Origin of the sequence: Mesorhizobium sp. B2-5-4 (genome assembly GCF_006441095.1) — a bacterium.
GTDB lineage: Bacteria > Pseudomonadota > Alphaproteobacteria > Rhizobiales > Rhizobiaceae > Mesorhizobium > Mesorhizobium salmacidum.
On sequence record NZ_VFUR01000005.1, the window covers coordinates 150,851 to 176,549 of the forward strand.

Annotated in this window: 20 protein-coding genes and 1 pseudogene; 6 read left to right on the forward strand and 15 right to left on the reverse strand. The window is 62.8% G+C overall.

Features of this window, described 5'->3' with window-relative positions; all coding sequences use genetic code 11:
- Positions 1-6 precede the first annotated feature (6 nt).
- The 3 genes from FJ492_RS08345 to FJ492_RS08355 all read left to right on the forward strand — a co-directional run bounded on the left by FJ492_RS08345 (position 7) and on the right by FJ492_RS08355 (position 3,535).
- Positions 7-1,203 carry an amidohydrolase gene (locus FJ492_RS08345; RefSeq protein ID WP_140769442.1) on the forward strand — a complete coding sequence of 399 codons (1,197 nt, stop codon included), beginning with the start codon at positions 7-9 and terminating at the stop codon, positions 1,201-1,203.
- On the forward strand, positions 1,193-2,668 hold the full coding sequence (locus FJ492_RS08350) for an amidohydrolase family protein (RefSeq protein ID WP_140769444.1): 1,476 nt from the start codon (positions 1,193-1,195) through the stop codon (positions 2,666-2,668). Before FJ492_RS08345 ends, FJ492_RS08350 begins: the two co-directional genes overlap by 11 nt.
- A gap of 156 nt (positions 2,669-2,824) precedes the next feature.
- Positions 2,825-3,535, forward strand: coding sequence for a GntR family transcriptional regulator (locus FJ492_RS08355; RefSeq protein ID WP_140750586.1), 711 nt, complete (start codon positions 2,825-2,827; stop codon positions 3,533-3,535).
- Positions 3,536-4,084: 549 nt separating this feature from the next.
- On the opposite strand, the gene FJ492_RS08360 is transcribed toward FJ492_RS08355, so the two are convergent.
- The 10 genes from FJ492_RS08360 to FJ492_RS08405 form a co-directional block, all read right to left on the reverse strand.
- The gene (locus FJ492_RS08360; RefSeq protein ID WP_140769446.1) at positions 4,085-4,882 is read right to left on the reverse strand and encodes an ABC transporter permease subunit; all 798 of its coding nucleotides are present in this window, start codon (positions 4,880-4,882) and stop codon (positions 4,085-4,087) included.
- A gap of 2 nt (positions 4,883-4,884) precedes the next feature.
- On the reverse strand, positions 4,885-5,742 hold the full coding sequence (locus FJ492_RS08365; protein ID WP_140713213.1) for a 2-aminoethylphosphonate ABC transporter permease subunit: 858 nt from the start codon (positions 5,740-5,742) through the stop codon (positions 4,885-4,887).
- Positions 5,735-6,880 (reverse strand): ATP-binding cassette domain-containing protein, encoded by a 1,146-nt coding sequence (locus FJ492_RS08370; RefSeq protein WP_140769448.1) that lies wholly within the window; start codon positions 6,878-6,880, stop codon positions 5,735-5,737. The genes FJ492_RS08365 and FJ492_RS08370 overlap by 8 nt, the downstream gene beginning before the upstream one ends.
- Before the next feature lie 32 nt (positions 6,881-6,912).
- Positions 6,913-7,944: a 2-aminoethylphosphonate ABC transporter substrate-binding protein gene (locus FJ492_RS08375; protein WP_140769450.1), complete on the reverse strand. Its 1,032-nt coding sequence runs from the start codon at positions 7,942-7,944 to the stop codon at positions 6,913-6,915.
- A gap of 252 nt (positions 7,945-8,196) precedes the next feature.
- Positions 8,197-9,210 carry an NAD(P)-dependent oxidoreductase gene (locus FJ492_RS08380; RefSeq protein ID WP_140713219.1) on the reverse strand — a complete coding sequence of 338 codons (1,014 nt, stop codon included), beginning with the start codon at positions 9,208-9,210 and terminating at the stop codon, positions 8,197-8,199.
- A gap of 2 nt (positions 9,211-9,212) precedes the next feature.
- The gene (locus FJ492_RS08385) at positions 9,213-10,571 is read right to left on the reverse strand and encodes an aspartate aminotransferase family protein (RefSeq protein ID WP_140769452.1); all 1,359 of its coding nucleotides are present in this window, start codon (positions 10,569-10,571) and stop codon (positions 9,213-9,215) included.
- A gap of 73 nt (positions 10,572-10,644) precedes the next feature.
- Positions 10,645-12,102, reverse strand: coding sequence for a phosphonoacetaldehyde dehydrogenase (gene phnY, locus FJ492_RS08390; RefSeq protein WP_140503809.1), 1,458 nt, complete (start codon positions 12,100-12,102; stop codon positions 10,645-10,647).
- Positions 12,103-12,336: 234 nt separating this feature from the next.
- A complete protein-coding gene (phnA, locus tag FJ492_RS08395) occupies positions 12,337-13,593 on the reverse strand; it encodes a phosphonoacetate hydrolase (protein WP_140713224.1) in 1,257 nt (418 codons plus the stop codon).
- Positions 13,594-13,618: 25 nt separating this feature from the next.
- The gene (locus FJ492_RS08400; protein ID WP_140713226.1) at positions 13,619-14,818 is read right to left on the reverse strand and encodes a 2-aminoethylphosphonate--pyruvate transaminase; all 1,200 of its coding nucleotides are present in this window, start codon (positions 14,816-14,818) and stop codon (positions 13,619-13,621) included.
- Between the two features lie 142 nt (positions 14,819-14,960).
- On the reverse strand, positions 14,961-16,661 hold the full coding sequence (locus tag FJ492_RS08405; protein WP_140769454.1) for a Na/Pi cotransporter family protein: 1,701 nt from the start codon (positions 16,659-16,661) through the stop codon (positions 14,961-14,963).
- A 146-nt stretch (positions 16,662-16,807) separates the two neighbouring features.
- Here FJ492_RS08405 and FJ492_RS08410 point away from each other — a divergent pair, with 146 nt between their 5' ends.
- Positions 16,808-17,677, forward strand: coding sequence for a LysR substrate-binding domain-containing protein (locus FJ492_RS08410; RefSeq protein ID WP_140769456.1), 870 nt, complete (start codon positions 16,808-16,810; stop codon positions 17,675-17,677).
- Here the strand turns inward: FJ492_RS08410 and FJ492_RS08415 are convergent.
- Complete coding sequence (locus FJ492_RS08415; RefSeq protein ID WP_140769458.1) at positions 17,674-20,151, reverse strand: FAD-dependent oxidoreductase; 2,478 nt, start codon at positions 20,149-20,151, stop codon at positions 17,674-17,676. The genes FJ492_RS08410 and FJ492_RS08415 overlap by 4 nt on opposite strands.
- Before the next feature lie 82 nt (positions 20,152-20,233).
- A complete protein-coding gene (locus FJ492_RS08420; protein ID WP_140769460.1) occupies positions 20,234-21,019 on the reverse strand; it encodes a DeoR/GlpR family DNA-binding transcription regulator in 786 nt (261 codons plus the stop codon).
- Between the two features lie 120 nt (positions 21,020-21,139).
- Between FJ492_RS08420 and FJ492_RS08425 the strand changes: the two are divergent.
- Together FJ492_RS08425 and FJ492_RS08430 are read left to right on the forward strand one after the other, a co-directional pair.
- Positions 21,140-21,921: pseudogene (locus FJ492_RS08425) on the forward strand (ABC transporter permease); the annotation flags it as partial.
- A gap of 28 nt (positions 21,922-21,949) precedes the next feature.
- Positions 21,950-22,870 carry an ABC transporter permease gene (locus FJ492_RS08430; protein WP_140503840.1) on the forward strand — a complete coding sequence of 307 codons (921 nt, stop codon included), beginning with the start codon at positions 21,950-21,952 and terminating at the stop codon, positions 22,868-22,870.
- 490 nt (positions 22,871-23,360) lie between these two features.
- Here the strand turns inward: FJ492_RS08430 and FJ492_RS08435 are convergent, their stop codons facing one another.
- The 3 genes from FJ492_RS08435 to FJ492_RS08445 form a co-directional block, all read right to left on the reverse strand.
- Entirely contained in the window at positions 23,361-24,077 is a 717-nt protein-coding gene (locus FJ492_RS08435; protein WP_140750493.1) for an ABC transporter permease, read from the reverse strand.
- Positions 24,074-24,787 (reverse strand): ABC transporter permease subunit, encoded by a 714-nt coding sequence (locus FJ492_RS08440; RefSeq protein WP_181166607.1) that lies wholly within the window; start codon positions 24,785-24,787, stop codon positions 24,074-24,076. Before FJ492_RS08440 ends, FJ492_RS08435 begins: the two co-directional genes overlap by 4 nt.
- A 77-nt stretch (positions 24,788-24,864) precedes the next feature.
- The gene (locus FJ492_RS08445; protein WP_140716619.1) at positions 24,865-25,662 is read right to left on the reverse strand and encodes a transporter substrate-binding domain-containing protein; all 798 of its coding nucleotides are present in this window, start codon (positions 25,660-25,662) and stop codon (positions 24,865-24,867) included.
- Positions 25,663-25,699: the final 37 nt, after the last annotated feature.

Consider the following 25,699-nt stretch of genomic DNA (forward strand, 5'->3'; position numbering starts at 1 on the left):
ACCCAGATGACTGAAGACCTTCTCATTCGCAATGTCAGGCCACTGGGCGGCGCCGTGACCGATCTCTACATTCGCGACGGCCGGTTCGCGCAAGCAACCGGCGGGAAAGCGGCACACGAGATCGATGGGCGCGGGCACATCGCCCTGCCCGGCTTGGTCGAGGCGCATACGCATCTCGACAAGACGCTTGTCGGCATGGACTGGTTTCACAATCGTGTCGGCCCCACCCGCAACGACAGGATCCTCGCCGACCGGACGGCCAAGCGGGAACTCGGCATCGACGGGCGCAGGCAGTCAGCGCGCCAGATCCTGCAGACGCTGGCTTTCGGCGTCACGCATATCCGCAGCCATGTCGACGTCGACACGGAAATCGGCATCGCCAACATCGAGGGCGTCGTGGCAACGCGGGAAGCCTTCAAAGGGCTGGTCGACGTGCAGATCGTCGCCTTCCCGCAAAGCGGCATGCTCGGACGCGAAGGCACGCTGGCGCTGATGGAGAGTGCGCTGAAGGCGGGTGCCGACATCGTCGGCGGCATCGACCCGGCGACGATCGAGCGGGACCCAGTGCGCCATCTCGACGCGATTTTCGCGCTCGCCGATCGGTACGGCAAGCCGATCGACATTCATTTGCACGAGCCGGGAGAGTTGGGCGCCTTCTGCCTCGAACTGATCGTCGAACGCACCCGGGCGCTGTCCCTCCAGGGCCGCGTCATGGTGAGCCATGCCTATTGCCTCGGCATGCTGGATACACAGAGGCGGCACGCGCAGGTCGACGCGCTCGTCGCTCAAGACATCGCCGTCATGACCGTCGGCAGCCCGTCCGCGCCGGCGGTGCCGCTGCGCATGTTGCGCCAATCCGGTCTCGTCGTCGCGTCCGGCTCCGACGGGATACAGGGCACCTGGGAGCCATGGGGCAATGGCGACATGCTGGAGCGGGCCAAATATCTGGCGCAGCGCAACGGCATGACCAACGATGCCGACCTGGAGGAGATGGCGCGCATCTGCACCTTCGGCGGCGCCGAGGGCATCGGCCTGACCGACTATGGGCTTTCGCCCGGGTGCCATGGCGATGTCGTGCTGGTTGGCGCGCGGACCCTTGCCGAAGCCGTCGCCCTCACCCCGCAAAAGCGCACGGTTATCCATGGCGGGCGCGTGCTTGTGCGCGACGGTGTCCTGGCCGGAGACCTGCCTGATGCCGCATAGCCATCAGACGAACCGGCGCGACGATGGTCCTACCCTGCTCACCGCGCGCTGGGTTGTCGGCCACCGTGACGGACGCCATGTCCTCTATGAAAACGGCGAGATCGTCCATGAGCACGGCACGATCCTCTTCGTCGGCCATCATTATGCCGGGCCGGTAGAGCGGCGGATCGATCATGGCATGGCTCTGATCGGTCCGGGGTTCATCGACCTCGACGCGCTTTCAGACCTGGATACCGGCGTGCTCGGCCTCGACCATCAACCCGGTTGGAAGAAGGGCCGCGTCTGGCCGCGCGACTATGTGGAAGCCGGGCCGGTCGAAATGCTGGACCCCGACGAACTGGCCTTTCAGAGACGCTATGCCTTCGCGCAATTGATCCGCAACGGCATCACCACCGCTTTGCCGATCGCATCGCTGTTCTATCGCGCCTGGAACGAAACACCGGACGAATTCGTCTCCGCCGCGCAAAGCGCCGCGGAATTGGGGCTTCGCGTCTATCTCGGGCCAGCCTTTCGCGCCGGCCATTCCGTCGTCGAAGCGGATGGCAGCATCGTCGTCGAGGTAAATGAAGCGCGCGGCTTGGCAGGCCTGAAGCAGGCCATTGCCTTCTGCGAGGAGCATGAGAGCCGGTTTTGCGGGCTGGTGCGCACGATGCTCGCGCCGGACCGGGTGGAATTCTGGACCCCCGGCCTGTTGCGCCGGACCGCCGATGCAGCGCGCGATCTCGACGTGCCTGTCCGCCTCCACTGCTGCCAGTCTTCGTTCGAGGTCGAGACGATGCGTGGCCGGTTCGGCACGACATCGGCCCGCTGGCTTCAGGACATCGGCTTTCTCGGCGACAGGGCGTTGCTGCCGCATGGAACCCATGCCACCGGCGACGATCTCTGTATCATCGCCAACTCAGGCGCGACATTGGTCCATTGCCCGCTGGTGATGGCGCGGCACGGCGCGGCGCTCGACAATTTCGCGCGGCTCCGCAGCCAGGGTTTGCGCATCGGCATGGGCACGGATACCTGGCCGCCAGACATGGTCTTGAACATGCAGCTTGGCCTGATGCTCGGCCGGATCATGGCCGGCGATCTCGAAACGCCGAAATCAGCCGACCTCTATGACGCCGCGACAACCGGCGGCGCCGATGCGCTTGGGAGGCCCGATCTCGGGCGCCTGCAGGAGGGGGCAGCCGCCGATATCGTCGTGTTCGACCTGTCCGGCAATCACCTGGGCCAAGTGGTCGATCCGATTGCCTGCCTCATGACATCCGCGAGCGGGCGCGACGTGCACACTGTCATCATCGACGGCCGCACGGTGATGAGCGCCGGAACGATCGCCGGCTTCGATTTCGAAACGGCCCACGGCCGTGCGCAGGCCCAATTCGAGCGCCTTCTACATCGCTATCCGCAACGCACCTGGCAACATCCCGGCATTGCGGAGATTTTTCCACCCAGCTATCGGACATTCGTGGCATGAGAGTCTTACACAAACACCTGCCGGCAATTGGAAATGATTTGCCGGCATGCAGGCCGGCGGCCTTATGACCTCGACGGCGGGCTGGCAACTTTTCTAAACTCTTGCTTTGCGAATGCTTTTCTTCGTGCGCGCTTGGACATGAACTCAGGATCGGCCATGACACTGACGATACGTAACCAGAAATCTGCCGGGTCCAAATCCGATGCGGTCTATCGCACCTTGAAACGCGCAATACTCGATCAGGCGCTGACGGCGGGAACCAAACTTCCCGAGGATTCGATTGGCGAACGGTTGGGTGTCAGCCGCACCATCGTCAGGCAGGCATTGGCAAGGCTGAACGGCGAGGGCCTGGTTGAATTGCGTCCGCACAAGGGAGCCTGCGTGGCGGAGCCAAGCCTTGACGACGGCCGCAACATCTTTGCGGTGCGGCGCGCATTGGAGGCTCTGGCGATCGATACGCTGATCGGCAAGCTTACACCGCAGACGATCCGGCAACTCGAAGCCCATGTCGCCGCGGAAGATGCAGCAAAAGCCAACAGCACCGCGGCATCGGTTCGACTGGCCGGAGAATTTCACGTGCTCCTCGCCATGCTGACGGAAAACGATCTGTTGGTGCGCTATGTCACGGAACTCGTATCACGCTCGTCGCTCATTCTGTCGCTTTACGGACGGCCGCATTCGGCCGATTGCGCCGTCTCGGAACATCGTGAGATCATCGCCGCGCTCGCGCAGGCTGATCGGAACAAGGCGATTGCCCTCATGGAGCATCATATCGATGCAATCACCACGCGCGCGCTGCTGAAGGCCAATCCAGGAAATGATTTTCCCGATCTCCTCGCCGCCTACGCACGGGAGGAAGGCCTGTGAGGTATTGGATGGGCCCGGCTGCACGGCGTATCGTGGTTGTTTTGCGTAAATACCATCAGCGCCGAACCTTGGAGACGCTCCGTCTCGGCGCGGCGAAGCTGGCAAGCACATCCTGGCCGCAGAATTCGCTGATGGCACAGCGTTATTCCGCGTTGCCAGTTGCTGTTGGCCACCAGTTCAACCAGCGAACAAGACCGTACCTGCGAATGTACCCACCGGTGCTGCCGCGGCTTTCACTGCCAGCCTCGTAGCGCGACCTACATTTCGTCGCGCTCAAGGATCCGCTGGCCCGGCGCCAGGTTGGGCTGCCTTTCCGCGCTTCCGAGATCGCCTCACCGGCTACGGAAGCTTTGGCCGCGAACTGCGTCGGATCGTCAACGCGATTGCCGACGAATTGGATGTTGAGGTGATTGCGGCCTGAGGCGGGCGAGGTCGGCTGGCCACTTGGCCGAAGGCACTCTACGCAGTGGCCAGTGCTTCGGCCAAGCCTTCGAGCAAATCCTCCGCTCGCTCTAAGGATATTCCGCAAGCTCGAGCATTCCACGCGACCTACCTGCCAACCGCCTTCGTGGTAACTCGTTCGAGACCAAGCAGTAGTATCAGCGTTGCGGCGACCAGGATCATGGTGAGCGCCGCTCCGTTGAAGATGTCACCGCGGTCGGTCAGACTGAAGATCGCCACCGGCAGCGTCACCCAGCCTGGCGGATAGACCATCACGGTCGCGCCAAGCTCACCCATGGAGAGTGCGAAGCTTAAGCCGAAGGCAGCGACCAGATAGGGAGCGAGCAGCGGCAGCGTGACATGCCAGAGCCGGTAGGCCGGCCTGGCGCCAAGGCTCGACGCCACCTGTTCGAAATCGGGCGAAAGCCGTGCCAGCCCGGCCGAGACATTGCCGAAAGTGAAAGCCGAAATCAGCACGAAATGCGCGATCATGACGATCGCTACCGTGCCGTTGAACAGAAGCGGCGGATGGCTGAACGCAACCAGCAGGCCAAGCCCGACGGATACCGAAGGCACCGCGCTGGGGACAAAGAACAACAGGCCAAGCAGCCGCTTTAAGGCACGCGCATGAAGGCGAAGCGAAAGGGCCGCCCAGGTGCCGCTGACCAGCGCCAGGGCGCTGGCCAGGAAGCCGGTGATGAGGCTGGCCTTGACCGAATTCCAGGCCGCGCCCTTGACGACGTCGGCGTAGTGCTCCGTCGTCAAGCCATTGGGCAGCACACCGTTCCATTGGTCGGCGAGACTGGACAAAAGAATGACCGCCAGCGGCGCCAGGAACAGCACGCCGAAGATCAGCGCGAAGAGCATCCACAGCACGATCCGACCAAGGCGCGACCAGACCAGCATGACTAGACCCCCAGCCGGCCGGCGGCGAAGCGGTATAGGCCGAACAGGCCGAGCGACAGCGCGATGTTGACCACGGCGATGATGCAGGCGACCTGATAGGCCGATTCCTGGATCGCCTTGCCGTAGATCAGCAGCGGCAGCGTGATGACGCCCTTGGCGCCGATGAACAGCACGATGCCGAATTCATTGACGGTCAACAGCAGGCAGAGACTGCCGCCGGCAATGAGTGCCGGAATTGCCGCCGGCAGGATGACCTGACGCACGATGCGGAACGGGCGTGCGCCAAGCACGCTCGCCGCTTCGATCTGGCCGCGGTCGACCAGCGAGAAGGCGGCAAGCAGCGGCCGCAGGATGAAGGGCGTATAGACGGTGACTTCGGCCAGCACCACGCCCCAGGTCGAATAGAGGAAATCGACCGGCGGCAGCGGCAGCGAGAAGGCCTCCATCAGTCCCGTATTGAGCATCCCGGCGGAGCCGTAGAGGAAGGTGAAGGCAAGCGTCACCAGGAAGGTTGGCAGCGCGATGAAGGTGTCGATCAGCCGCGCGATGAAGCCGCTGCCGGGGAACGGCACGAAGGCCAGGATCAGTGCCAGCACGAGGCCGACCACCAGGCATCCGGCCGTGGCCGTGACCGAGATCGTCACCGTGTTGATCAGCGCGTTGAGGAAGAAGCGCGAATGCAGCACGCGAAAAATCTCGGTGGCATTGGCGACACCGCCGTCATCCAGAAAGGCCTGCCGGGCAATCAGCGCCAGCGGATAGAAGAACAGCAGGGCCAGCAGGGCCGCCGGCGGCACGATCCAGAATCTGCCGGGCTCTCTCCTGATCGCCGGCACGCCAATTGCGACGGCGTCAGACACCGGAATCTTCCGGAAGCAGCGACGTGTCGGCGGGCGCGAAGAACAGCGGCACCTTGGCGCCGGGTTCGGGCAAGGCGATCGGCAGTTTGGTTGCCGAGACGCGCACCGGCGTGCCGTCGACGTCGAGCACGAGATGGGTGAGTTCGCCCTGCCAGTGCACTTCCCGCAGCGTACCGACGATGCGGTTGGTGTGTTCGGCGTCGGCCGTCAGGCTCAGATGCTGGGGCCGGATGCAAAGCAGGCTCTTGTCGCCGGCCTTCTCGTCCCGGCCAGCGCCGGTGAGCACTGCGTCACCATACCTGGCGGTCGCAAAGCCCTTCGAGCCAACGGCTTCGGCAACCGTCACCGGCAGGAGGTTGGCACGACCGAGGAACTCGGCGGTGAAGCGGTTCGGCGGACGGCGGTAGAGTTCCGTCGTCGGTCCGTGCGAACAGACCCTGCCGTCGCGCATGATGGCGATCTTGTCGGCAAGGGTCAGCGCCTCGGTCTGGTCGTGGGTGACGTAGAGGATCGTCAGGCCCGGCAGGCTGCGGTGCAGGCGGGCGATTTCCTCGACCATGTTGCGGCGGATCTGCGCGTCGAGCGCCGAGAGCGGTTCGTCGAGCAGGAGCACGCGCGGCCGCACCGCCAGTGCCCGTGCAATCGCCACACGCTGCTGCTGGCCGCCCGAAAGCTCGCGCGGATAGCGCCTGGCAAAGGCAGACATGCCGACGGTGGCGAGTGCATCCTTGACCCGCTCGGCGATCAGCGCCTTGTCGGCGCCTTGTGCCCTGAGGCCGAAGGCAACGTTGTCCTCGACCCGCATATGCGGAAACAGCGCATAGTTCTGCACCACCATGCCGAGACCACGCTCGTAAGGCGGCAGGTCGGTGACGTCGGTGGCACCGATGCGGATGCGGCCGCTTGCAGGCCGCACGAAACCCGCCACGGCCCGCAAGGCAGTGGTCTTGCCGGAGCCGGAAGGGCCGATCATCGCCAGGATCTCGCCCGGTGCGATGTCCAGGGTCAGCGGATGCAGCACGACAAGCGCGCCATAGGCGACGCTGACTTTGTCGAAGTGGACGTTGGAACCGGCGCCGCGAACCTTCGCGGCGTCGATATCCATAACACTGGTACCCGTGAAGGCGACGGCCGACATGGCGTTGTTCTCCCGACTGGTTCCCTTGGGGATCAACTTCCGGTCGCTTCGTTCCACTTCTTGACGTAGTCGGGAAGCTTGGCCAGCGCGTCATCCCAGTTCGGCGACCAGATGGTCAGGCCCTTCATCGCGTCCTGCAATTTCGCGAAGTTGGCGTCGTTCGGCGTCACGTCCTTGCGGGCCGGCAGGCCGATAGCAATGGAGCTCACCGTCGACTGCGCATCCTTGGAGAGCAGGAAGTCGATCAGCTTCTTGCCGTTGTCGCCGTTGGGAGCGCCGGTCACCAGGCCGATCTCATAGGGCAGCGCGAAGGTCGAACGGGTGCCGTCCGGCCCTGCGGGCCAGAACACCTTGATGTTCGGATTGTCTGCCATCTGCGACATGTTCATCTGCAGGTCGCCATTGGCGACGTGCAATTCGCCCTTGTTGACGAGCGCGGTCAGCTTGCCGGTCGAGGCGGACGGGCCGACATTGTTTTCCTGAAGCTTCTTCATGAACGCGAAGCCCGCATCCTCACCGCCGAAGGCGTGAATGATCTGCAGCATCACGGCGGTGCCGTCGCCGGCCTGGCCGGGCGTCGAATACTGGATTTTGCCCTTGAATTTCGGATCGAGCAGGTCGTTGTAGCTCTTCGGCGCTTCCGACAGCACGGCGCTGTTGTAGATGAAGTTCATGTAGTTGTTGACCAGCGGCCGGTACTTGTCGGTGCCGCCGTCGATCTGGTCGGCGCCTTGCGGCTTGTAATCCTGCAGCAGGCCGTCGGCGGCAGCGCGCTGGACGAAGGGCGGCAAGGTCACCAGCACATCGGCCTGCGGGTTCGACTTTTCCTTGGCGACGCGCTCGACGACGCCGCCCGAACCGGCCTCGATATACTGCACGGTGATGCCGGTGGCCTTGGTAAAGGCAGCGAATTCGGTCTCATACCAGCTGTCATTGCCATCATGCAGGCCGTCGGCGGAATAGATAGTGACGACGCCGTCGGCGAACGCCGGTGCGACGAGAGCCGACGACGCCAGAAGCGACGCGGCGAAGGTCATTGCGATGGTTGCGTTTCGCGATTTCATGGATCAGTTCCCCTTTGATTGATGGCACATTCTGCGATGCACTAGGACCGATCGGCTTCATATCTCTGGCGGACGTTGAGCCGATTGGATGTCGTCGTTGTGACAACTTTGGGGATCGGCAATCGATAAGTAAAATCTATTTATTTTATGACAGACGAGCTTCTACTGATAGTTGTCATGGAACTGTCGCATCCCTGTCGCGGGCGCGATCGCGCCCACGCACAGGGCATCTATCCTATTGAAATATATGTTTTATCCGCTGAACAGAACGCCAGCCGTCTGCGCCCGCAAACGCGGGTCATGGGAGCGGATGGTCACTGGCCGGCCCTCGATGATCTCGAAACAACGCGCGAGCGTGTCCTCCTCAAGCCGGCGCATTGCTTCGTGCGTGAAGAAAGTGAGATGCGGAAACAGGATCACGTTGTCGCGATCGAACAGCGCACGCATCGGATGGGCCGACCTGGAGAGCGGCTCCACCGAATAGACGTCGAGCCCGGCGCCGCCGATGCGCCCGGCGACGACAGCCTCGACAAGCGCCGCCTCATCGATGAGTGCACCGCGCGAGACATTGACGATGATGGCGGAAGGCTTCAGGCAGGCGAGTTCCGCCTTGCCGATCAGGCCGCGCGTCTTGTCGTTCAACACGCAATGGATCGAGACAAAATCGCAGACGCGAAGCATCGTCTTGAGGTCGTCGACCTTCTCGATGCCGGCGGCATGCATGCTTGCGGCATCGACACCGGGATCGAAGCCGAGCACACGGGCGCGAAACCCTTGGCCTGCCATGCGTGCCATGCTGCGGCCGATCTTGCCGCAGCCGACGAGCCCCAGCGTGGCGCCGGAAATGTCACGCCCGAGCCAGTGTTGCGTGGGCCAGACCCAGCCGTCGCGCGACACTGCCGCCGTGATGGCCGGCAGCCGCTTGGCAAGCGCGATCATCAGGGCGAAGGCGCCTTCGGCGACGGTCTCCTCGGCATATTCGGGCACATTGACGACGGGAATGCCGCGCCGGATCGCGGCGGGGATGTCGATGGCATCGACGCCGACGCCATATTTGACGATGCCCTTCAATTTCGGTGCGGCGTCGATCACCCGCGCCGTAATCGGCGTGTAGCACATGAGCAGAAGATCGGTGTCAGCGACGGCCTCGATGAGATCGTCTTCGGGAATGCCGTCAGGCAGTGTCGCGAGTTCCACGCCGCGCGCCCGCAAACCGGCGTCAATCCCGGGGCATTCGAGTTCCCGATCGGTGCGCACGGCCTTCATGATCAGGCCGCCAGCACGGCGCGCTCGACAATGTCGAGCGCCCGGTCGAGATCACTCTTCGAAATGACCAGCGGCGGCGACAGCGTCAGCACGTTACCCTGGCTGATCTTGAAGCTCAGGCCCTGCTCCAGGCAGGCATAGAAGACCCGTTCGGCAAGCGCGCGCGCCGGCTGCCGCGTGGCCCGATCCTCGACCAGTTCGACGCCGACCATCAGCCCCCTGCCCCTGACATCGCCGACATGGGCCGAGCGAGCCATCAGGTCTTGCATGCGTCCCAACATATGTTGGCCAAGCTCGGCCGCGCGCTCGACCAGCCCTTCCTCAAGGATGATGTCGATCGTGGTCAGCGCGGCGCGCGTCGTCACCGGGTTCTTTTCGTGGGTGTAGTGACCGATGGCGAAGCCGCCGGTGACGTCGAGGTCGCGCCGCGCAATGACGGCGGCGATCGGCAGGATGCCGCCGCCCAGCGATTTGCCGAGCACGACGATGTCGGGCGTCACGCCATCATGCTCGTGCGCGAAGAATTTGCCGGTCTTGCCGAGGCCGGTCGGGATCTCGTCGAAGATCAGCAGCGTGCCGCGCCGGTCGCAGGCTTCGCGCACCCGCTTCCAGAAGCCGGGCGGCGGCGGATTGGGCGTCGCCCGCATCGGCTCGGCGACGACCGCCGCCACATCCTGCTCGCGGCCGAGCACATAGGCAATCATGTTGGCGCAGGCGGTCCCCGACGCTTCCAGCGAATCGTGGCCGTAGGGACAGCGATAGCCGTCCCAGGGCGCGACATGCTCGGTGCCGGTCATCATCGGGCCGGCGATGTGCGAACGGAAAGTCGCTTCGCCGCCGACACTTGCCGCGCCGAAACCGGCGCCGTGAAACGCATCCCAGAACGACACCGTCTTGAAGCGGCCTGTCGCGGCACGCGCGATCTTCAGCGCCACTTCGATGGCATCCGAGCCGCCTGTCGTGAACAGCACCTTGCCGAGATCGCCGGGAGCAAGTTCCGCGAGCTTTTCGGCCAGCTCGACAGCGGGCTCGCAGGTGAAGCGGCGCGGTGCGAAGCAGAGATCATCAAGCTGCTTCTTGATAGCGGCCACCAGCCTCGGATGGCCGTAGCCGAGATGATGCACGCTGTTGCCATGGAAATCCATGAAGCGCCGGCCGGCCGTATCCTCGATCCAGATGCCTTCCGCTTTGGCGATCGTCGACAGGCAGGGACTGGACAGGCTCTGGTGCATGAAGGCGGCAGCGTCGCGGTCGAGCAGGCCGCGGATACGCAGATCATCCTGGCCGGCGTCCCAGCGGCCGCGCGCCGCCGTGGTGTTGGAATCACCCTCGGTATGCACAAGCTCAGATATTGCGGCCATAACGCTCTCCGAAACGCGAATGAGGGAGCGTGGAACGCCCCCTCGTTTTGTCCTGCCAGTCAGTGTGATCCGGTCAGGACCAGGGCAGCGAAAACGTCTTCACATTGGTATAGCTCTTCATCGCCTCGATGACGCCTTCCTTGTAGCCATTGCCTGAATCCTTGATGCCGCCAAAGGGCGACATCTCGATGCGGTAGCCCGGCACTTCCCAGATATTGACCGTGCCGACCTGCAGACCGGCGATGTATTTCTGCATGCGTGGAAACGAGTTGGTGCAGACACCCGATGACAGGCCGAAGGCGGTCGAGTTGGAGAGCGCAATGAGTGCCTCGTCATTGTCAGGCGCGCGCACGATCGGGATGATCGGCCCAAACGTTTCTTCCATCACCAGTTCCGACTTATGCGGTACGCGATCGACGACGATCGGCGGCAGCAGCGCACCCTGGCGACCGGGATTGTAGAGGATCTCGGCACCTTGCTCGGCGGCCATGTGGACGCGGGCTTCGAACAACGCCGCCGCCTTCTCGTGGACTACGGTGCCAAGATCGGTCGAACGGTCCATCGGATCGCCGAAGCGGATCTTCTTCGCCCGCTCCAGCACCAGCGGCACGAAACGGTCGGCGACGCTTTGCTGAACGAGAATGCGCTTGACCGCCGTGCAGCGCTGGCCGGAATTCTTCGTCGCACCGGCGACGGCGAGATCGGCGGCCTTGGCTAGATCGTCATCGGAGAGATCGTTGAGGATGATCAGCGGATCGTTGCCGCCGAGTTCCAGCACCTGGCGCCTGTAGCCGGCGGTGCGGGCGATCATCTTGCCGACCGGCACGCCGCCGGTGAAGGTGATCAAGTCGATATTCTCGTTGGTGATCATCTCGTTGCCGATGTCGACCGGCCAGCCGGTCACCACCGAAAGCATTTCCGGCGGCAGGCCGGCTTCATAAAGAATGTCGGCCAGCAGCAGCGCAGTCATCGGCGTCAGTTCGGTCGGCTTCACCACCACGCAATTGTTGGTGGCGATCGCCGGCGCCACCTTGTGCGAAACCATGTTGAGCGGATGGTTGAACGGCGTGATCGCGGAGATCGCCCTCAGCGGCTCGCGGGTGGTGAAGATCTTGCGCGCCTTGCCATGCGGTGTGAGATCGCAGGAGAAAATCTGGCCATCATCCTGGATGCACATCTGCGCCGACAGCGTGAACACGTCATAGGCCCGGCCGACTTCATAGAGCGAATCCGTCTTGGAGATGCCGAGTTCGAGCGTGATCAGATCGGAGATCTCTTCCCGGCGCGACGCCAGCGCTTGCGCAGTGCGAAACAGGATCTGCTGGCGCTCATAACGCGTCAGCTTCGACTTATAGCCGGCGGCGATGTCGAACGCCTTGCGGGCATGCTCGGCGCGGCCCGCCGGCACGGTGCCGATAACGGTATCGTTCCAGGGGTAGCGCACCTCGACGACGCCGTCGGCATCGACCTTCTTGCCGGCGATACGCATCGGCTCATGACGAACTTTGATGGCAGGGTCAAGCTTGGTCATGTGAGTCTTCCCGGTGCTTAGTGAGCCACATCGAACTTTTGTCGGCGCGACCATCGCGTCTTGGCGATGCTTCCCCCACTCCGTCGCCGCTGCGCGGCGCCACCTCTTCCCTCTCCGGAGGGAGAGGAAGGAAGCCAAGATCGGCAACCCGCGCGCCCTTCCTCTCCCCCGTCGATCGGGGGAGAGGTGCCGAGCGAAGCTCGGCGGAGTGGGGGTCGACAATCGCGCTCGACATCAAGCCTGCGCCGCTGCCATCGTTGCGTAGAGGAACGCGTCGAAATTGCGCAGCGTCGGCTCGTTCGGCAAATCCAGCAGCACGCGGTTGACGATGAACGGCACCTCCTGCTCGGTCAGCCCGCCATGCGAGCGCAGCGGTTCGTTGAGCGCCGCCAGATCATGTCGGTGTTCGCTGGTGCCAATGGTCTTGTTCTCCGTCGAGATCAGCACGATGTCACCGATGCGGTCGGCCGGTAGCTCGAAACGCTCGCAAGCCGTCGGGCTGTCGACGACCAGCATAATGCCATCGATCTTGGCCAGCCGCGCCATGATGCCGGCCCGGTCGGCGCCATCAGGAAGATAGGCGGTGGCAAACGAGCCGAGGGCGCCGTGGTGCACAACATAGGGGTCGGTGATCGGCAGGATGACTCTGGCGGCGTCCTTGCCCAACCACTCGTCCAAAAGGTCCTGGACATAGACGACGTCGGGCGAACCGTCGGCCTTGTGCTTGGGCTTCATGCCATGGTCGGCGGTGACGACGATCGCCGCGCCCAGCGCATCGAGTTCGGTCAGGTACTTGTCGAACATTTCATAGAAGGCGTTGGCCTGCGGCACGCCAGGCGCGTATTTGTGCTGCACATAGTCTGTCGTCGTCAGGTACATGATGTCGGGGCGGAACTCCTTCAGCAACTGGACGCCAGCGGCGAATACGAATTCCGACAGCTCGGCCGAATAGACCTCGGGCACCGGCAGGCCAAAGTGCTTCGAGGCATTGTCGATGCCGTGTTCTGCGACAGTCGTGGTGTCCGACTTTTCCGCCGAGAAACACAGCGCGCGGCCTTCGTCGAAGGCCAATCCCTTGCCGAGCAAGGCGCGCAGCTTGTCCTTGGCGGTGACCACCGCGACCTTGGCGCCGGCATCATAGAAAGCCTGGAAGATCGTCGGCGCGCGCAGGAAGCGCGGGTCGTTCATCATCACTTCCTTGCCGGTCTCGCGCTCGTAAAGATAGTTGCCGCAGATGCCGTGCACTGAAGGCGGCCGACCGGTGGCGATCGACAGATTGTTGGGGTTGGTGAAGCTCGGAATGACCGAGTGGGCGAAGCGCACCGTGCCCTTTTCCTTGATCCTGACCAGAGCCGGCATCAGCCCGGCATGAATAGCTTCGTCGAGATAGGCCGGCTCGCAGCCGTCAAGGCAGATGGCGATGGCCGGCACACGCGGCCAGGCGTAGGTGCGGCCGTTGACCGCGACATTGATCGGAGACATCTGGTTCATCGAAAATCCCTTGAATAGTGCCGCTTCAGGCGGCGAGTTTGGCGCGCTCGGCGATTGCAGCGGCGGGTGGGGCAGCCGTGTCTACGCCCATTTCCTTCAGTGACTGCGCCGCCGCCCCGACGACGCGGCGCATGACATGTTCGTCCATCTGGCCGATGCAGCCGACGCGGAAGGAGTCCACGGCGGTCAGCTTGCCCGGATAGATGATGAAGCCCTTGTCCTTCATCAGCTCGTAGAAGCGGTCGAAGGCGAAATTGGCATGGGCCGGGTTGAAGAAGGTGACGATGATCGGCGACAGCCAGCGGTCTTTCAACAAGGTCTCGAAGCCAAGATCGCGCATGCCGGCCACCATCACGTCGCGGTTCCTGGTGTAGCGAGCACCTCGGCCGGCGACGCCGCCCTCGGCCTCGTGCTGGCGCAGCGCTTCGAGGAAGGCAGCAACGACATGTGTCGGCGGCGTGTAACGCCACTGGCCGGTCTTGTTCATGTGCGCCCACTGGGCATGGACATCGAGCGACAGCGAGTGGCTGCGGCCCCTGGCGGCCTCCAATTCGCTCTTGCGGGCGATGATGAAGCCAAAGCCCGGCACGCCCTCGATGCATTTGTTGGCGGAGGAGACCATCGCCTCGTAGCGGATATCGTTGACATCAAGCGCGACGGCGCCGAAGGCGCTCATGGAATCGACGAGCAGCTTGCGGCCCTTGGCGTGGACGGCTTCGGCGATCTCGGCGACCGGATTGAGGATGCCCGAACTGGTCTCGCAATGGATGGCGATGACATGCGTGATCGCCGGGTCGGCCTCGAGAGCCGCCGCCACCTCGTCACCGCGCGGCGGCAGATAGTCGCCCTTGTCGATCAGCATATAGGCGCGACCAAGATACTGCATGGTCTGCGCGGCACGCAGGCCGTAGGCACCGTTGGCCAGGACCAGCACCTTGCCATCCCTGGGCACGAACGAACCCAGCATCGCCTCGACGCAAAAGGAGCCGCTGCCTTGCATCGGCACGCAATCGAAATCGCCAGTCGTGTCGCCGGTCAGCGCCAGCAGGCGGCGGCGCATATCGGCGGTCATGCCGCGAAAATCGCCGTCCCATGATCCCCAGTCGCGCAGCATGGCCTGCTTGACCGAATAGGCCGTGGTCAGGGGGCCTGGGGTCAGAAGATAGGGCTCGCCCAGTGCCGGACTGGCCAGCGGCTCGGCGGCAAATTTGGTCTCGGCGAGCATGGTGTCCTCCGACAGATCGCTGCTTTTTGATATGGCCTAAGTTTCGGCCTGAATGACATATTTGTAAAATCGTTATTTTGTATCGATGTATCGATTTGGACGATGGATAAGTTTGCCGGCTTCATCGAGCAGTTCCGCCTTGTCATGTCACCGCGGAAGCTATCTCATCCGCAACCCCGCCGCCCTTCGCCAGCCGGCTTTCGAGCAGATCGCCGCTTTGCGTCAGCAGGGGATAGGCGACCGACGCCATCAGCGAGTTGATTTCCTTCAATGCCCCGACCGCCTCGAGATGGATGTCGCTGGTGTCGATGCTCTGCGGCATTCCCGATTGCAGGCGCTTCAGGTGACGATCATGGCTCATGCGTTCCAGCTTGCGCATCCGCTCCTTCTCGACGACGAGTTGCCGCGCCGAGTCGAGATCGCTCGACACCAGCACGTTGAGCGCAAGCTGCATGTTAGCCATGACACGGTTATGAAGCCCGGACAGTTCGCTCCAGCCATCGCGTGAAAAGCGCAGGTTCTTGTCGCGCAATTCCCGGGCGAGCACGAGCAGGTTCTTGGCGACGATGTCGCCGGCGCGTTCGAGATTGATGGCGAAATCGGTGAGTTCGATACCGCGCTGGGCTTCGGTCGCGGTCATGCTGCCGCGATTGACCTCGGCGATGTAGAGCTTGATCTCGGTATGGGCGCGGTTGACCTCGTCATCGAGCTTCTGCGCTTGGCGGATCTGATCGGCGGTGCCGGCGTCGAAGAAATCCATCACCGGACGCAGCATCACCTCGACGACCTCGCCCATGCGCAGCAACTCGCGGGTGGCACTGGCCAGCGCGAGACCTGGCGTGCGCATGACGGTACGATCAAGCGCGCTGCTGCGGCGCGACATGAGGTCCGCGCGTGCCTTTGCCGGCGGTCTGTCGGCGATCAGCAAGGTCACCAGCCTTTCCATCATGCCGGTGAAAGGCAGGCAGCAGGCGACGAGTGCCAGATTGAAAGCGAGATGCAAATTGACCAGTTGCCGGCCTTCGGTCGAACCAAACAGATGGGTCGGAAACACCACCGCCTGAAGCGCAAACAGGGCGGCAAGTGCTGCCGCGCCACGGAAGATCAGATTGCCGAGCGGGACGCGGCGCGCCTCGACGGCCTCGCCTCGCGTGAGCCACACGGCGATCAGCGCGCCGCCGCAATTGGCGCCGAGGATGAAGAAAAGACCGACCTCGACTGGCAAGACTCCCTGCGCGGCGAGCGTGACGAACAGCAGGATTGCCGCCACGCTGGAGTGGATCAACCACGTGAACAGCGCGGCAGCGGCAAAGGCGGTGAAATAGTCGGCGCGCAGATAAGAGATCACCAGGGGCAGCAATGTGCTCTGCCGCATCGGCACGGTCGCCTCGCCGATCATGTGCAGCGACAACAGCACGAAGGCGATGCCCATCATGATGCGTCCGCCTTGCTTGATGCTGCGTGCCTCGAACTTCAGGAACATCGCGCCGCCGACCAGGATTAGCGCCGGTATCAACCAGCTGAGGTCGAACGACAGCACCTGCACGACCAACGCCGAACCAAGGTCGGCGCCAAGCAGGATCGCCAGCCCGGCGGTCACCGACACCATGCCGCTGGCGACAAACCCTGCCGCCAGCACGGCGACGGCGGTGGAACTCTGCAGCAGGACGGCAAGCACGATGCCAATCCCCGCCGACCTGACCCGCGCATCGCGAGCCTGTCGCAGGGCATCGCGCAATGCAGGCCCGCAGGCCCGCTCGACGCCCGTGCGCACCATGCGCACGGCCCAAAGCAGCAGCATGACAGCACCCGCCAAATGCAGCAGGATGATGGAAAATTGCATGGTTACGCCTCCGGGTGTCCGTGGCCGGCAAAGACGTCGACCCTCACTCAGGCTAGATTTGGCTGAACATAAGTCAAATCGTTCATTTCTATTTTTCAATTAATGTGGCTTATGATAGGCTTCCGGGATCTCGAAGGGCGGAAAAGATGCGCTACGTCCAGTTGCGGGCCTTTCATCAGGTGGCGATTTCAGGCGGTTTTTCACGCGCTGCGGAAGCGCTGTTCCTGACCCAGCCGGCCATCTCGGACCAGGTGCGCAAGCTCGAGGAAGAGTATGACGTCCTGCTCTTCAACCGGAACAAGAAGCAGGTCACGCTGACCCATTCGGGCCAGAAGCTGCTCGAAATAACCCACCGCATGTTCGACACCGAGCAACAGGCACTCGAACTGTTGACGGAATCGCGCGCCCTGCGCGCCGGCACGCTGCGCATCGTGGCCGATGCAGCGCATCATCTTCTTCATATCCTCGGCAGCTTCCGGGCGCGCTATCCCGGTGTCCAGGTTTCGGTGCGCGCCGGCAACACCGAGACGGTGATCAGCAGCCTCTACAGCTACGATGCCGACATCGGCGTGCTGGGCGAAGTGCCTACGGGGCGCGACTTCGAAGTGCTGAAGCTCAACTCCACGCCGATCATCGCTTTCGCCTCCATCGATCATCCGCTGGCGGGTAGGAAATCGCTGACCCTCAAGCAACTCGCGCTGGAATCGCTGGTGATGCGCGAGCGCGGCTCGAAGACGCGTCAGAAGCTCGAAGAACTCGCCGCGGTGTCGAAGATCGAATTGAGACCCGTGATCGAGGCCGAAGGCCGCGAGGCGGTCCGCGAAATCGTCGCCTCGGGCGCCGGCATCGGCTTTGTCTCGGCGGCCGAGTTCGGCCAGGATTCGCGGCTGGTGGCGATTACCATCGACGCCCCCGAGACTTTGATGGACGAAGCGCTGATCTGCCTGCGCGAACGCAGCGGCGGCAAGCTCGTGCGCGCTTTTCTCGACATGGCGCGTTCCATGTCGGTGGATTAAGCTGCAGCTTTCACCTCCACCACATCCGCCTTCACCCGCTCCGACTTTGGATCGTAGGGACTGCGCAGTTGCGCCGTGGCAGTATGGCGCACGCCGGCAAGGTCGATCTCGAAACGTCCGCCGGTGACGAACGCGGCATCGACGCCAGCTTCATTCTCGATCAGTCCGAGCGCTACCGAGCGGCCAAGCGTGTGGCCGTAGGCAGCCGAGCGGACTTCGCCCACCGGTTTGCCGTCGCGCAGGATCAGTTCACCGCCCCACAGCATCGGTTCGGCATCGTCGAGAGTGAACAGCACGACGCGCTTTACTGGTGCCGCCGATGACTTTGCCTTGACCAACGCCTCGTGGCCGATGAAGCCGCCCGGTTTGTCCATGGCTACGGCAAAGCCGAGCCCGGCCTGCCAAGGGTTGATGTCAGGGGTCAATTCACGACCCCAGGCGCGAAAACCCTTTTCGATGCGCAAGGCGTCGAGCGCATAGTAGCCGGCGTCCAGCACTCCGAATTCGCGGCCGGCATCATGCAGCGCCTCGTAGACGCCGACGGCAAATTCGGTCGGCACGATCAGCTCCCAGCCGAGCTCTCCGACATAGGTCATGCGGTTGGCATAGGCGGTGGCATGGCCGATATCGATCTCGCGGATGGTGGCGAAGGGAAAGCCCGCGTTGGAGAGATCGGCCGACGACAGTCTGGCGAGGAGATCGCGCGAGCGTGGCCCCATCACGGCCAGCACGGCGTAGGCGGAGGTGACGTCAGTCAGGATCGCATGCGCATCGGCCGGAATGTTCTTGATGATCCAGTCGGCGTCGTGGACCGCTTGCGCGGACCCTGTGACGATGAGGAATTTTTCCGCGCCCAGCCGCATCACGGTGAGATCGCTTTCATAGCCGCCACGCGCGTTGAGCACACCCGTGTAGACCGACGTGCCTATAGGTACATCGACATTGCCGGCGCAGATCCGGTCCAGCACGGCGCAAGCGTCGCGGCCCTGGACAAGCAGTTTTGCGAAAGACGTCTGGTCGAAGATGGCGACAGCCTCGCGCGTCGCCTTCATCTCGCGGCGGACCGCCTCGTGCCAATTCTGGTGGCCGAAGGCATAGTCATTCTCGGGCTTCTCTCCCGGTGCGGCGAACCAGTTGGCGCGCTCCCAGCCCATCTTGGAGCCGAAGCAGGCGCCCCTGGCGGCCAGCCGGTCATAGAGCGGCGAGCGGCGGAACGGCCGCGCGGTGTCGAGTTCCCGGTTCGGCCATGGCATGGCGTAGTGCAGGCCGAGCGTCTCCTTGACCCGGTCATGCAGCCAGCGCGGGTTGTTGTTGAACGAGGCGAAGCGCCTGATGTCGACCGGCCACAGATCCATGGTCGGTGCGCTGTTGACGATCCATTCGGCCAGTGCCCTGCCCGCGCCGCCGGCACTGGCGATGCCCATCGAATTGAAGCCAGCGCCGACATAGAAATTCTTCAGTTCCGGTGCTTCGCCGAGGATGAAATTGTTGTCCGGCGTGAAGCTTTCGGGACCGTTGTAGAATTTCTTGACCTCGGCATGCGCCAGCTGCGGCACGCGGACCAGCGCGTTTTCCATTAGGATTTCGAACTGGTCCCAATCGTCGGGCAACAGCGCGAACTCGAAATTTTCAGGGATTCCATTCATGCCCCACGGCTTGGCATGCGGCTCGAAGCCGCCCATCACCAGGCCGCCGACCTCTTCCTTGAAGTAGATGAAGCCGTCAGGGTCGCGCATCACAGGCAGGTCCGGGTGCACGCCCTCGATCCTGCCGGTGACGATGTACATATGCTCGGCCGAATGCAGCGGCACCGAGACGCCGCACATCAAACCCACGTTGCGCCCCCATTGGCCGGCGCAGTTGACGACGATCTCGGTGGCGATGTCGCCGCGCTCCGTTTCGACGCCGCAGGCGACGCCGTTTTTCACCGTGATGCCGGTGACCTTCACCCGCTCGAATATCCTAGCGCCGCGGTTGCGCGCGCCCTTGGCCAGAGATTGCGTCAAGTCTGTGGGATTGGCCTTGCCGTCTCCCGGCAGCCAGACGGCGCCGACGAGATCGTCCGTCGCCATCACCGGCCAGAGATCTGCAGCCTCCCGGGGCGAGATGACGTCGATCTCCACGCCCTGAGCACGCGCCGACGCGGCCGTGCGCTTCAGCACCGTCATGCGATCAGCGGTGCGCGCAACAGACAGCGAGCCGCAATTCTTCCAGCCGGTGGCAAGGCCGGTTTCGGCCTCCAACTCGCTGTAAAGCTGGGTGGAGTATCTGATCAGGCTGGTCATGTTCGAATGGCTGCGCAACTGACCGACAAGACCGGCGGCATGCCAGGTGGTGCCGCCGCTGAGTTGTCCCTGCTCAAGCAGGACAACATCGGTCCAGCCGAATTTTGTCAGATGATAGGCGACCGAGCAGCCAATGATGCCGCCACCGACGATGACAACGCGAGCGTGGGTGGGAAATTCATTTGCCATGAGCGTTCCGCCATTGGAGGGATGGTCGGGACACTAACACAGAGAAACCAAATATCAACTCAAAAAGTCACAAAATATCACATCAAGCAACGAGGAGCTCTGGCCCCTTTCGCGAAAGCGCCTCCGCAAGCGTTGGTCCGGGATTGGCGTCGACGATAACGCCGGCAGCCCGTTCGAAATTCGGAATCCTGAGCGGTGTCAGCTTGCCGAACTTGCTGCTATCGAGCACGAAATAAGCCTTGCCGGCGAGCGCGATCATACGGCCGCGCTGCTCGGCGCCGGCACGGGTGAAGTCCGTCACGTCGCCTTCCGGCGACAGGGCGCCGCCACCGAGAAAGGCGATGTCGACGCGAAAGCGGCCCATTGCATCGAGTGTGTCGATGCCGGAAGCCGCCTCCTCGCCCGGATCGATTTCGCCGCCCAGCATATGCACGCGCATGCCCGGGACATGGCACAGATGCAGCGCTATCTTCAGGCTTGCCGTGCAGATGGTAAGATCGCGCAACTTGATCATGGCCTGCGCGACGGCCAAGGTGGTGGTGCCGGAATCGAGAAAGACCACCATGCCATTCCTGATCAATCCGACGGCCGCCTTGCCGATCGCCGCCTTGCCATGAGCGTTTTCCTGGCTGCGCAAGCTCATCGCCGGTTCGCTCGGTTCAAAGCGGGCAGCACCACCGTGCACAATGTCGAGTTGTCCCTGATCCGACAGCAGCTTCAGATCACGACGGATGGTTTCGCGCGAGACATCGAAGAAGCCGGCGAGTTCAGCAATGCTGACTGATCCCTGGGCGCGAACGCGTTTCAGGATCTCAGCATGGCGACGGGGCGCAAAGACTCGGCTGACAGCAGGTTGCGATTCAGACATGCTCCACCTTGGCCAAGCCCCGGCAATGTTGCAAGATGCGGCATTTGCCGGTGTGCCCAACTTGATGGTCGATACCACCATCGCTTCTTAATCGGCAAACACAACCGCACGGCGCCCCGCGGGCTTTTCTGGCCGGACCCCGAAAGCGTGCTTCTGTTGCCGCTGATGTTTCTCGCCGGCATGGGCGCCGGCATGGCTTGGGCGGCGATCCCCGCTTTCCTGCGCGCCCGCATGAACACCAACGAAATCCTCGTCACGCTGATGATGACCTATATCGCCACGCTGTTCCTGTCCTATCTCGTGCATGGACCCTGGCGCGATCCGGCCGGCTTCAACTACCCGCAGACCGCGCTTCTCCCGACGGCGGCGCTGTTTGGGTCCTTCGACCCGGCCTACCGGCTTAATTCCTCGATCTTCATCACCGTCGTCGCCGTATTCTGATGTGGCTGTTCACCGACCGCAGCTTTCTCGGCTACAAGATGTCGGTAAGCGGGGCCGCACCGCTGGCCGCCCGCTATGCCGGCTTCGGCGAATCGGCGGCGGTGTGGATCGGAATGCTGGCGGGGGGTGCGGCGGCCGGCATCGCCGGCATGGCGGAGGCCGCAGGGCCGCTTGGGCAGCTTTCGCCGCAGATTTCGCCAGGCTACGGTTTCGCGGCCATCATCGTTGCCTTCATCGGACGGCTGAACGCCTTCGGCATCGTGCTTGGCGGGCTGTTGATGTCGCTGCTTTTCCTGGGCGGCGAAGGTGTGCAGATGACGCTCGGCCTGCCGTCAGCGCTGACACGCATCTTCCAGGGCATCCTGCTGTTCTTCCTGCTCGCCGCAGACCTCTTCATCTTCTATCGCGTTCGCCTGGTAAGACCCGTCCGGGACACGCATGCGCTAGAGACGGCACGATGAGCAGCTTTCGGACAGGGGAGACAGCCTGATGGATCTGTTCATTGCCATTTTCACCGGCACCGTCATCGCCGCCACACCGCTGATCTTCGCCGCGCTCGGCGAACTCGTGGTCGAGAAATCCGGCGTTCTCAATCTCGGTATCGAAGGCATGATGCTGATGGGCGCTGCCCTTGCTTTCTGGGCGGTCACCGCGGGCTATTCCATGCCTGCCGCGATCCTGGCCGGCGCGCTGGCCGGTGCTGCCGCCTCGCTGCTGTTCGGCGTCCTGGCGCTGACTTTCCTGACCAATCAATATGCCGCCGGCCTGGCGCTGGCGATCTTCGGCTCGGGCGTCTCGGCCTTCCTTGGGCGCGGCTTCGGCAGCGAACCGATCGAGGCGCTGCACCGCGTCGACATCCCTATGCTGTCCGATTTGCCGCTGATCGGCCCGCTGCTGTTCCGCTTTGATCCGATGGTCTATCTGGCCCTGCTGATGTTCGGCGCTATAAGCTGGTTCCTCTACCGGACCAAAGCCGGCCTGGTTCTGCGCACGATTGGCGAGTCGCCGCAGACATCGCATGCGATCGGCTACCCCGTGATCAGGATCCGCTACATGGCCGTGCTGTTCGGCGGGCTGATGGCGGGTCTGGCAGGCGCCTATTTGTCGGTTGCCTATACGCCGCTATGGGTCGAGAACATGACCGCCGGCAAGGGCTGGATCGCGCTGGCGCTGGTGGTCTTCGCCACCTGGCGGCCGCTGCGCATCCTGCTTGGCGCCTGGCTGTTCGGCGGCATGACGATCCTTCAGCTGCAAGGACAGGCGCTGGGGCTGGAGGTACCGTCCGAACTGTTGTCGGCCCTGCCTTATCTGGCGACCATCATGGTCCTTGTGCTGATCTCCAGGAACCGTCAGATGCTGGCCCTGCATTTCCCGGCCTCGCTGGCAAAGCCCTTCCGCCCGACGAGATGAGCCAGGGATGTCGGGTTCAAAATCTGTCTTTGCACTCGTTGCCGACCTTTGCCGCACGCGCCAGCCAGGGACCTTCAACCATCGAAGTGGCCAGGCTAGGTGCTCAGCGGTAGCAGCGAAGCCGGAATGGACGGCTCGAGTGTGGGGAAGGCGGTAGCGCTCTCCCGGTACCCCAAACCACTAACCTATTGAAACAGCTGTGTTCGGCGCCATCGATATCATCGGCACTGGTTCGCCCCTGATGAGATGCGCACGAAACCATTGCGCATACCGATCCGAGGGTCGGTGGAATCTGCTGAGGCTCTCATAGTTCTTGCGTGGGTCTTTGACTCGCCACGCTCGCCCAATGGTCGGCAGTGCGAAAGAAGAAGCGCCTAATATAGCTGTCAGCGCCACAGCTATGGTGGCCGATCCGCCATGCTTGCCCGCCAAGGTTGACGAAGGCGGCCTGATCGCGAAGAACGAGCACCAGACGCGTCATGAAACCACGTCAGATCGATTTGAGTGCGGTCGATTTCTGGCTAGAGGAGGACTCATGCCTCATTAGAAGGCGCTCTATGGAACGGATAATCGCGATCAGCAGCAGGTTGATCACCAGGTAGAGCACCCCGGCAATGGCGAATATCTCGAAGATCGCGAAAGTCTGGCTCATGAGCCGCTTGGCGTAGCCGGTGATTTCGAGCACCGTGATCGTCGAGGCGAGGCTGGTGCCTTTGACGACAAGGATCAGCTCGTTGCCATAGGCCGGCAGTGCCTGGCGGATGGCGAGCGGGAACTCAATGCGGCGGAACCGCAGCATGCGCGACATGCCGCACGCCTGGGCCGCTTCGACAAGACCGACCGGAACCGACATCAATCCGCCGCGCAGGATTTCTGACGTGTAGGCGGCCGTATTCAATGCAAGCGCCAGCACGGCACAGCGTGCGCCGTCGCTGATCAGCCACCACAAAGCCGCATTGTCCTTGATCAGCGAAAGCTGGCCAAGCCCGTAGTAGAACAGGAAGATCTGCACCAGCAGCGGAGTCCCGCGAAAGACATTGCTGTAGTATTTGGCGAAACCTGACAACATCCGGTTCGACGACAGCCGCATCAGCGCCAGACCGAGGCCCAGATTGAAGCCGATCGCCACCGAAACGAGGGTCAGCGCCGCCGTGACCCACAGGCCCTTCAGCAGAACGGGAACCGCAAGTTGAATGAGGTCTATCATACTGCTTTTCTCGTCCGCAGCCTGAGCAGGCGTTCGATCCCGTCGAAGGCGGCCTGGCTTACAAGCGTGATGGCGAGATAAACCACCGCCGCAATCAGGTAGAAGATGAACGGGTGGCGGGTGGAGTTCGCGCCGATGAAGGAAATGCGCATCAACTCCTGAAGGCCGACCACAGAAACCAAGGCGGTGTCCTTGATCGTCGTCTGCCAGACATTGTTGATGCCGGGAACCGCGATGCGCAGCATCTGCGGGGCGATGATGCGGCGAAAGATCCGAGCGCCCGACAGTCCTAGGGCGCGAGCGGCCTCGATATGCCCATCGGGGATCGCGCCCAGAGCCCCGCGCACGACCTCGGTCGAATAGGCGCCGGAGATCGCGCCGATGGCGATGACCGCGATGACGAACGCATAGCCGCTCTCCGCGACACCGGCATAGCCGAACGCGGTCATGACCTTGGTTACGAATTCAACCGAGCTGAAAAACAGGAGGTAGATGATGAGAAGTTCGGGCACCCCGCGCACCAGCGAGGTATAGGCATCAACGAGCAGCGAAAGCGGAAATATTCGGGCCCATTTGATCAGCCCGCAGACGATGCCGATCACCAGACCGGCCGCCATACTGACGAAACCCACAAGGATTGTGATCGACGCGCCACGCAGGATGGCGGTCACCCAACCCGCTTCCCAAACCTGCCAAAGACCGAATTCCATCTGAGTTGCCCTAAGTCTGTCGTGCCAATGAGACGCATGCGCCCGGCTGTCCGGGCGCATGCCAGAATTCCAAGGCGTTATTTGCAGGGCCGGGAAATGTCCGTCTTGAACCATTTCTGGCTGGCCTTGCCGACCGAGCCGTCCGCGATTAACTCGCAAAGCGCCTTGTCGATCTTGGCCTTGAGTTCGGTGTTATCCTGCGCGATGCCGACGCCGATGCCTTCGCCAAGCGTCGGGTCGAACGTGCTCTTGATCTCAACACCTATGAGTTGGAAGTTCTTGCCATCCGGCTTGTCCAGAAAATCCTGCAAGGCGGATTGATCGGCGAAAGCCGTATCGATCCGGCCGCTCGCAAGGTCGATCTGCATCTGGTCGAGTGTGTCGTAGGTTTTCAGGTCGGCATTCGGCGCACGCTTCTCAAGAAAGTGCGCGTGCGTGGTGCCGGCCTGCACGCCGACCTTCTTGCCATCGAGCGATTTCAGCAGGGTGTCGACATCGGTGATGGCGGCCAGGTCAGAACCCTTGGCCGCGACGAACATGTTGGCCAGTTCGGCATAGCCGACGCTGAAATTGATCTCCTTCTTGCGGTCGGCGGTGATCGACATGCCCGAGATAATGACATCGAAGCGCTTGGCCTTCAGCGCCGGGATCAAACCGTCGAACGCCTGTACGACGAAATGGCAGGTCACCGCGAGTTTGGTGCACAGCAATGCGCCGACATCGGCGTCGAAACCGGTCACGTTGCCATTGGCGTCGGACATGCTCCATGGCGGGTAGGCGCCTTCCGTACCAATCGACAGCTCGCCCTCGGCCGCCAATGCGCTGCCCATACTTCCCGCCAGACATGCGAGCAGCGTGAAGACTTTCAGTTTCATATCAGTTCCCCTTGTTGTTGATCTTCATTGCCGTTGT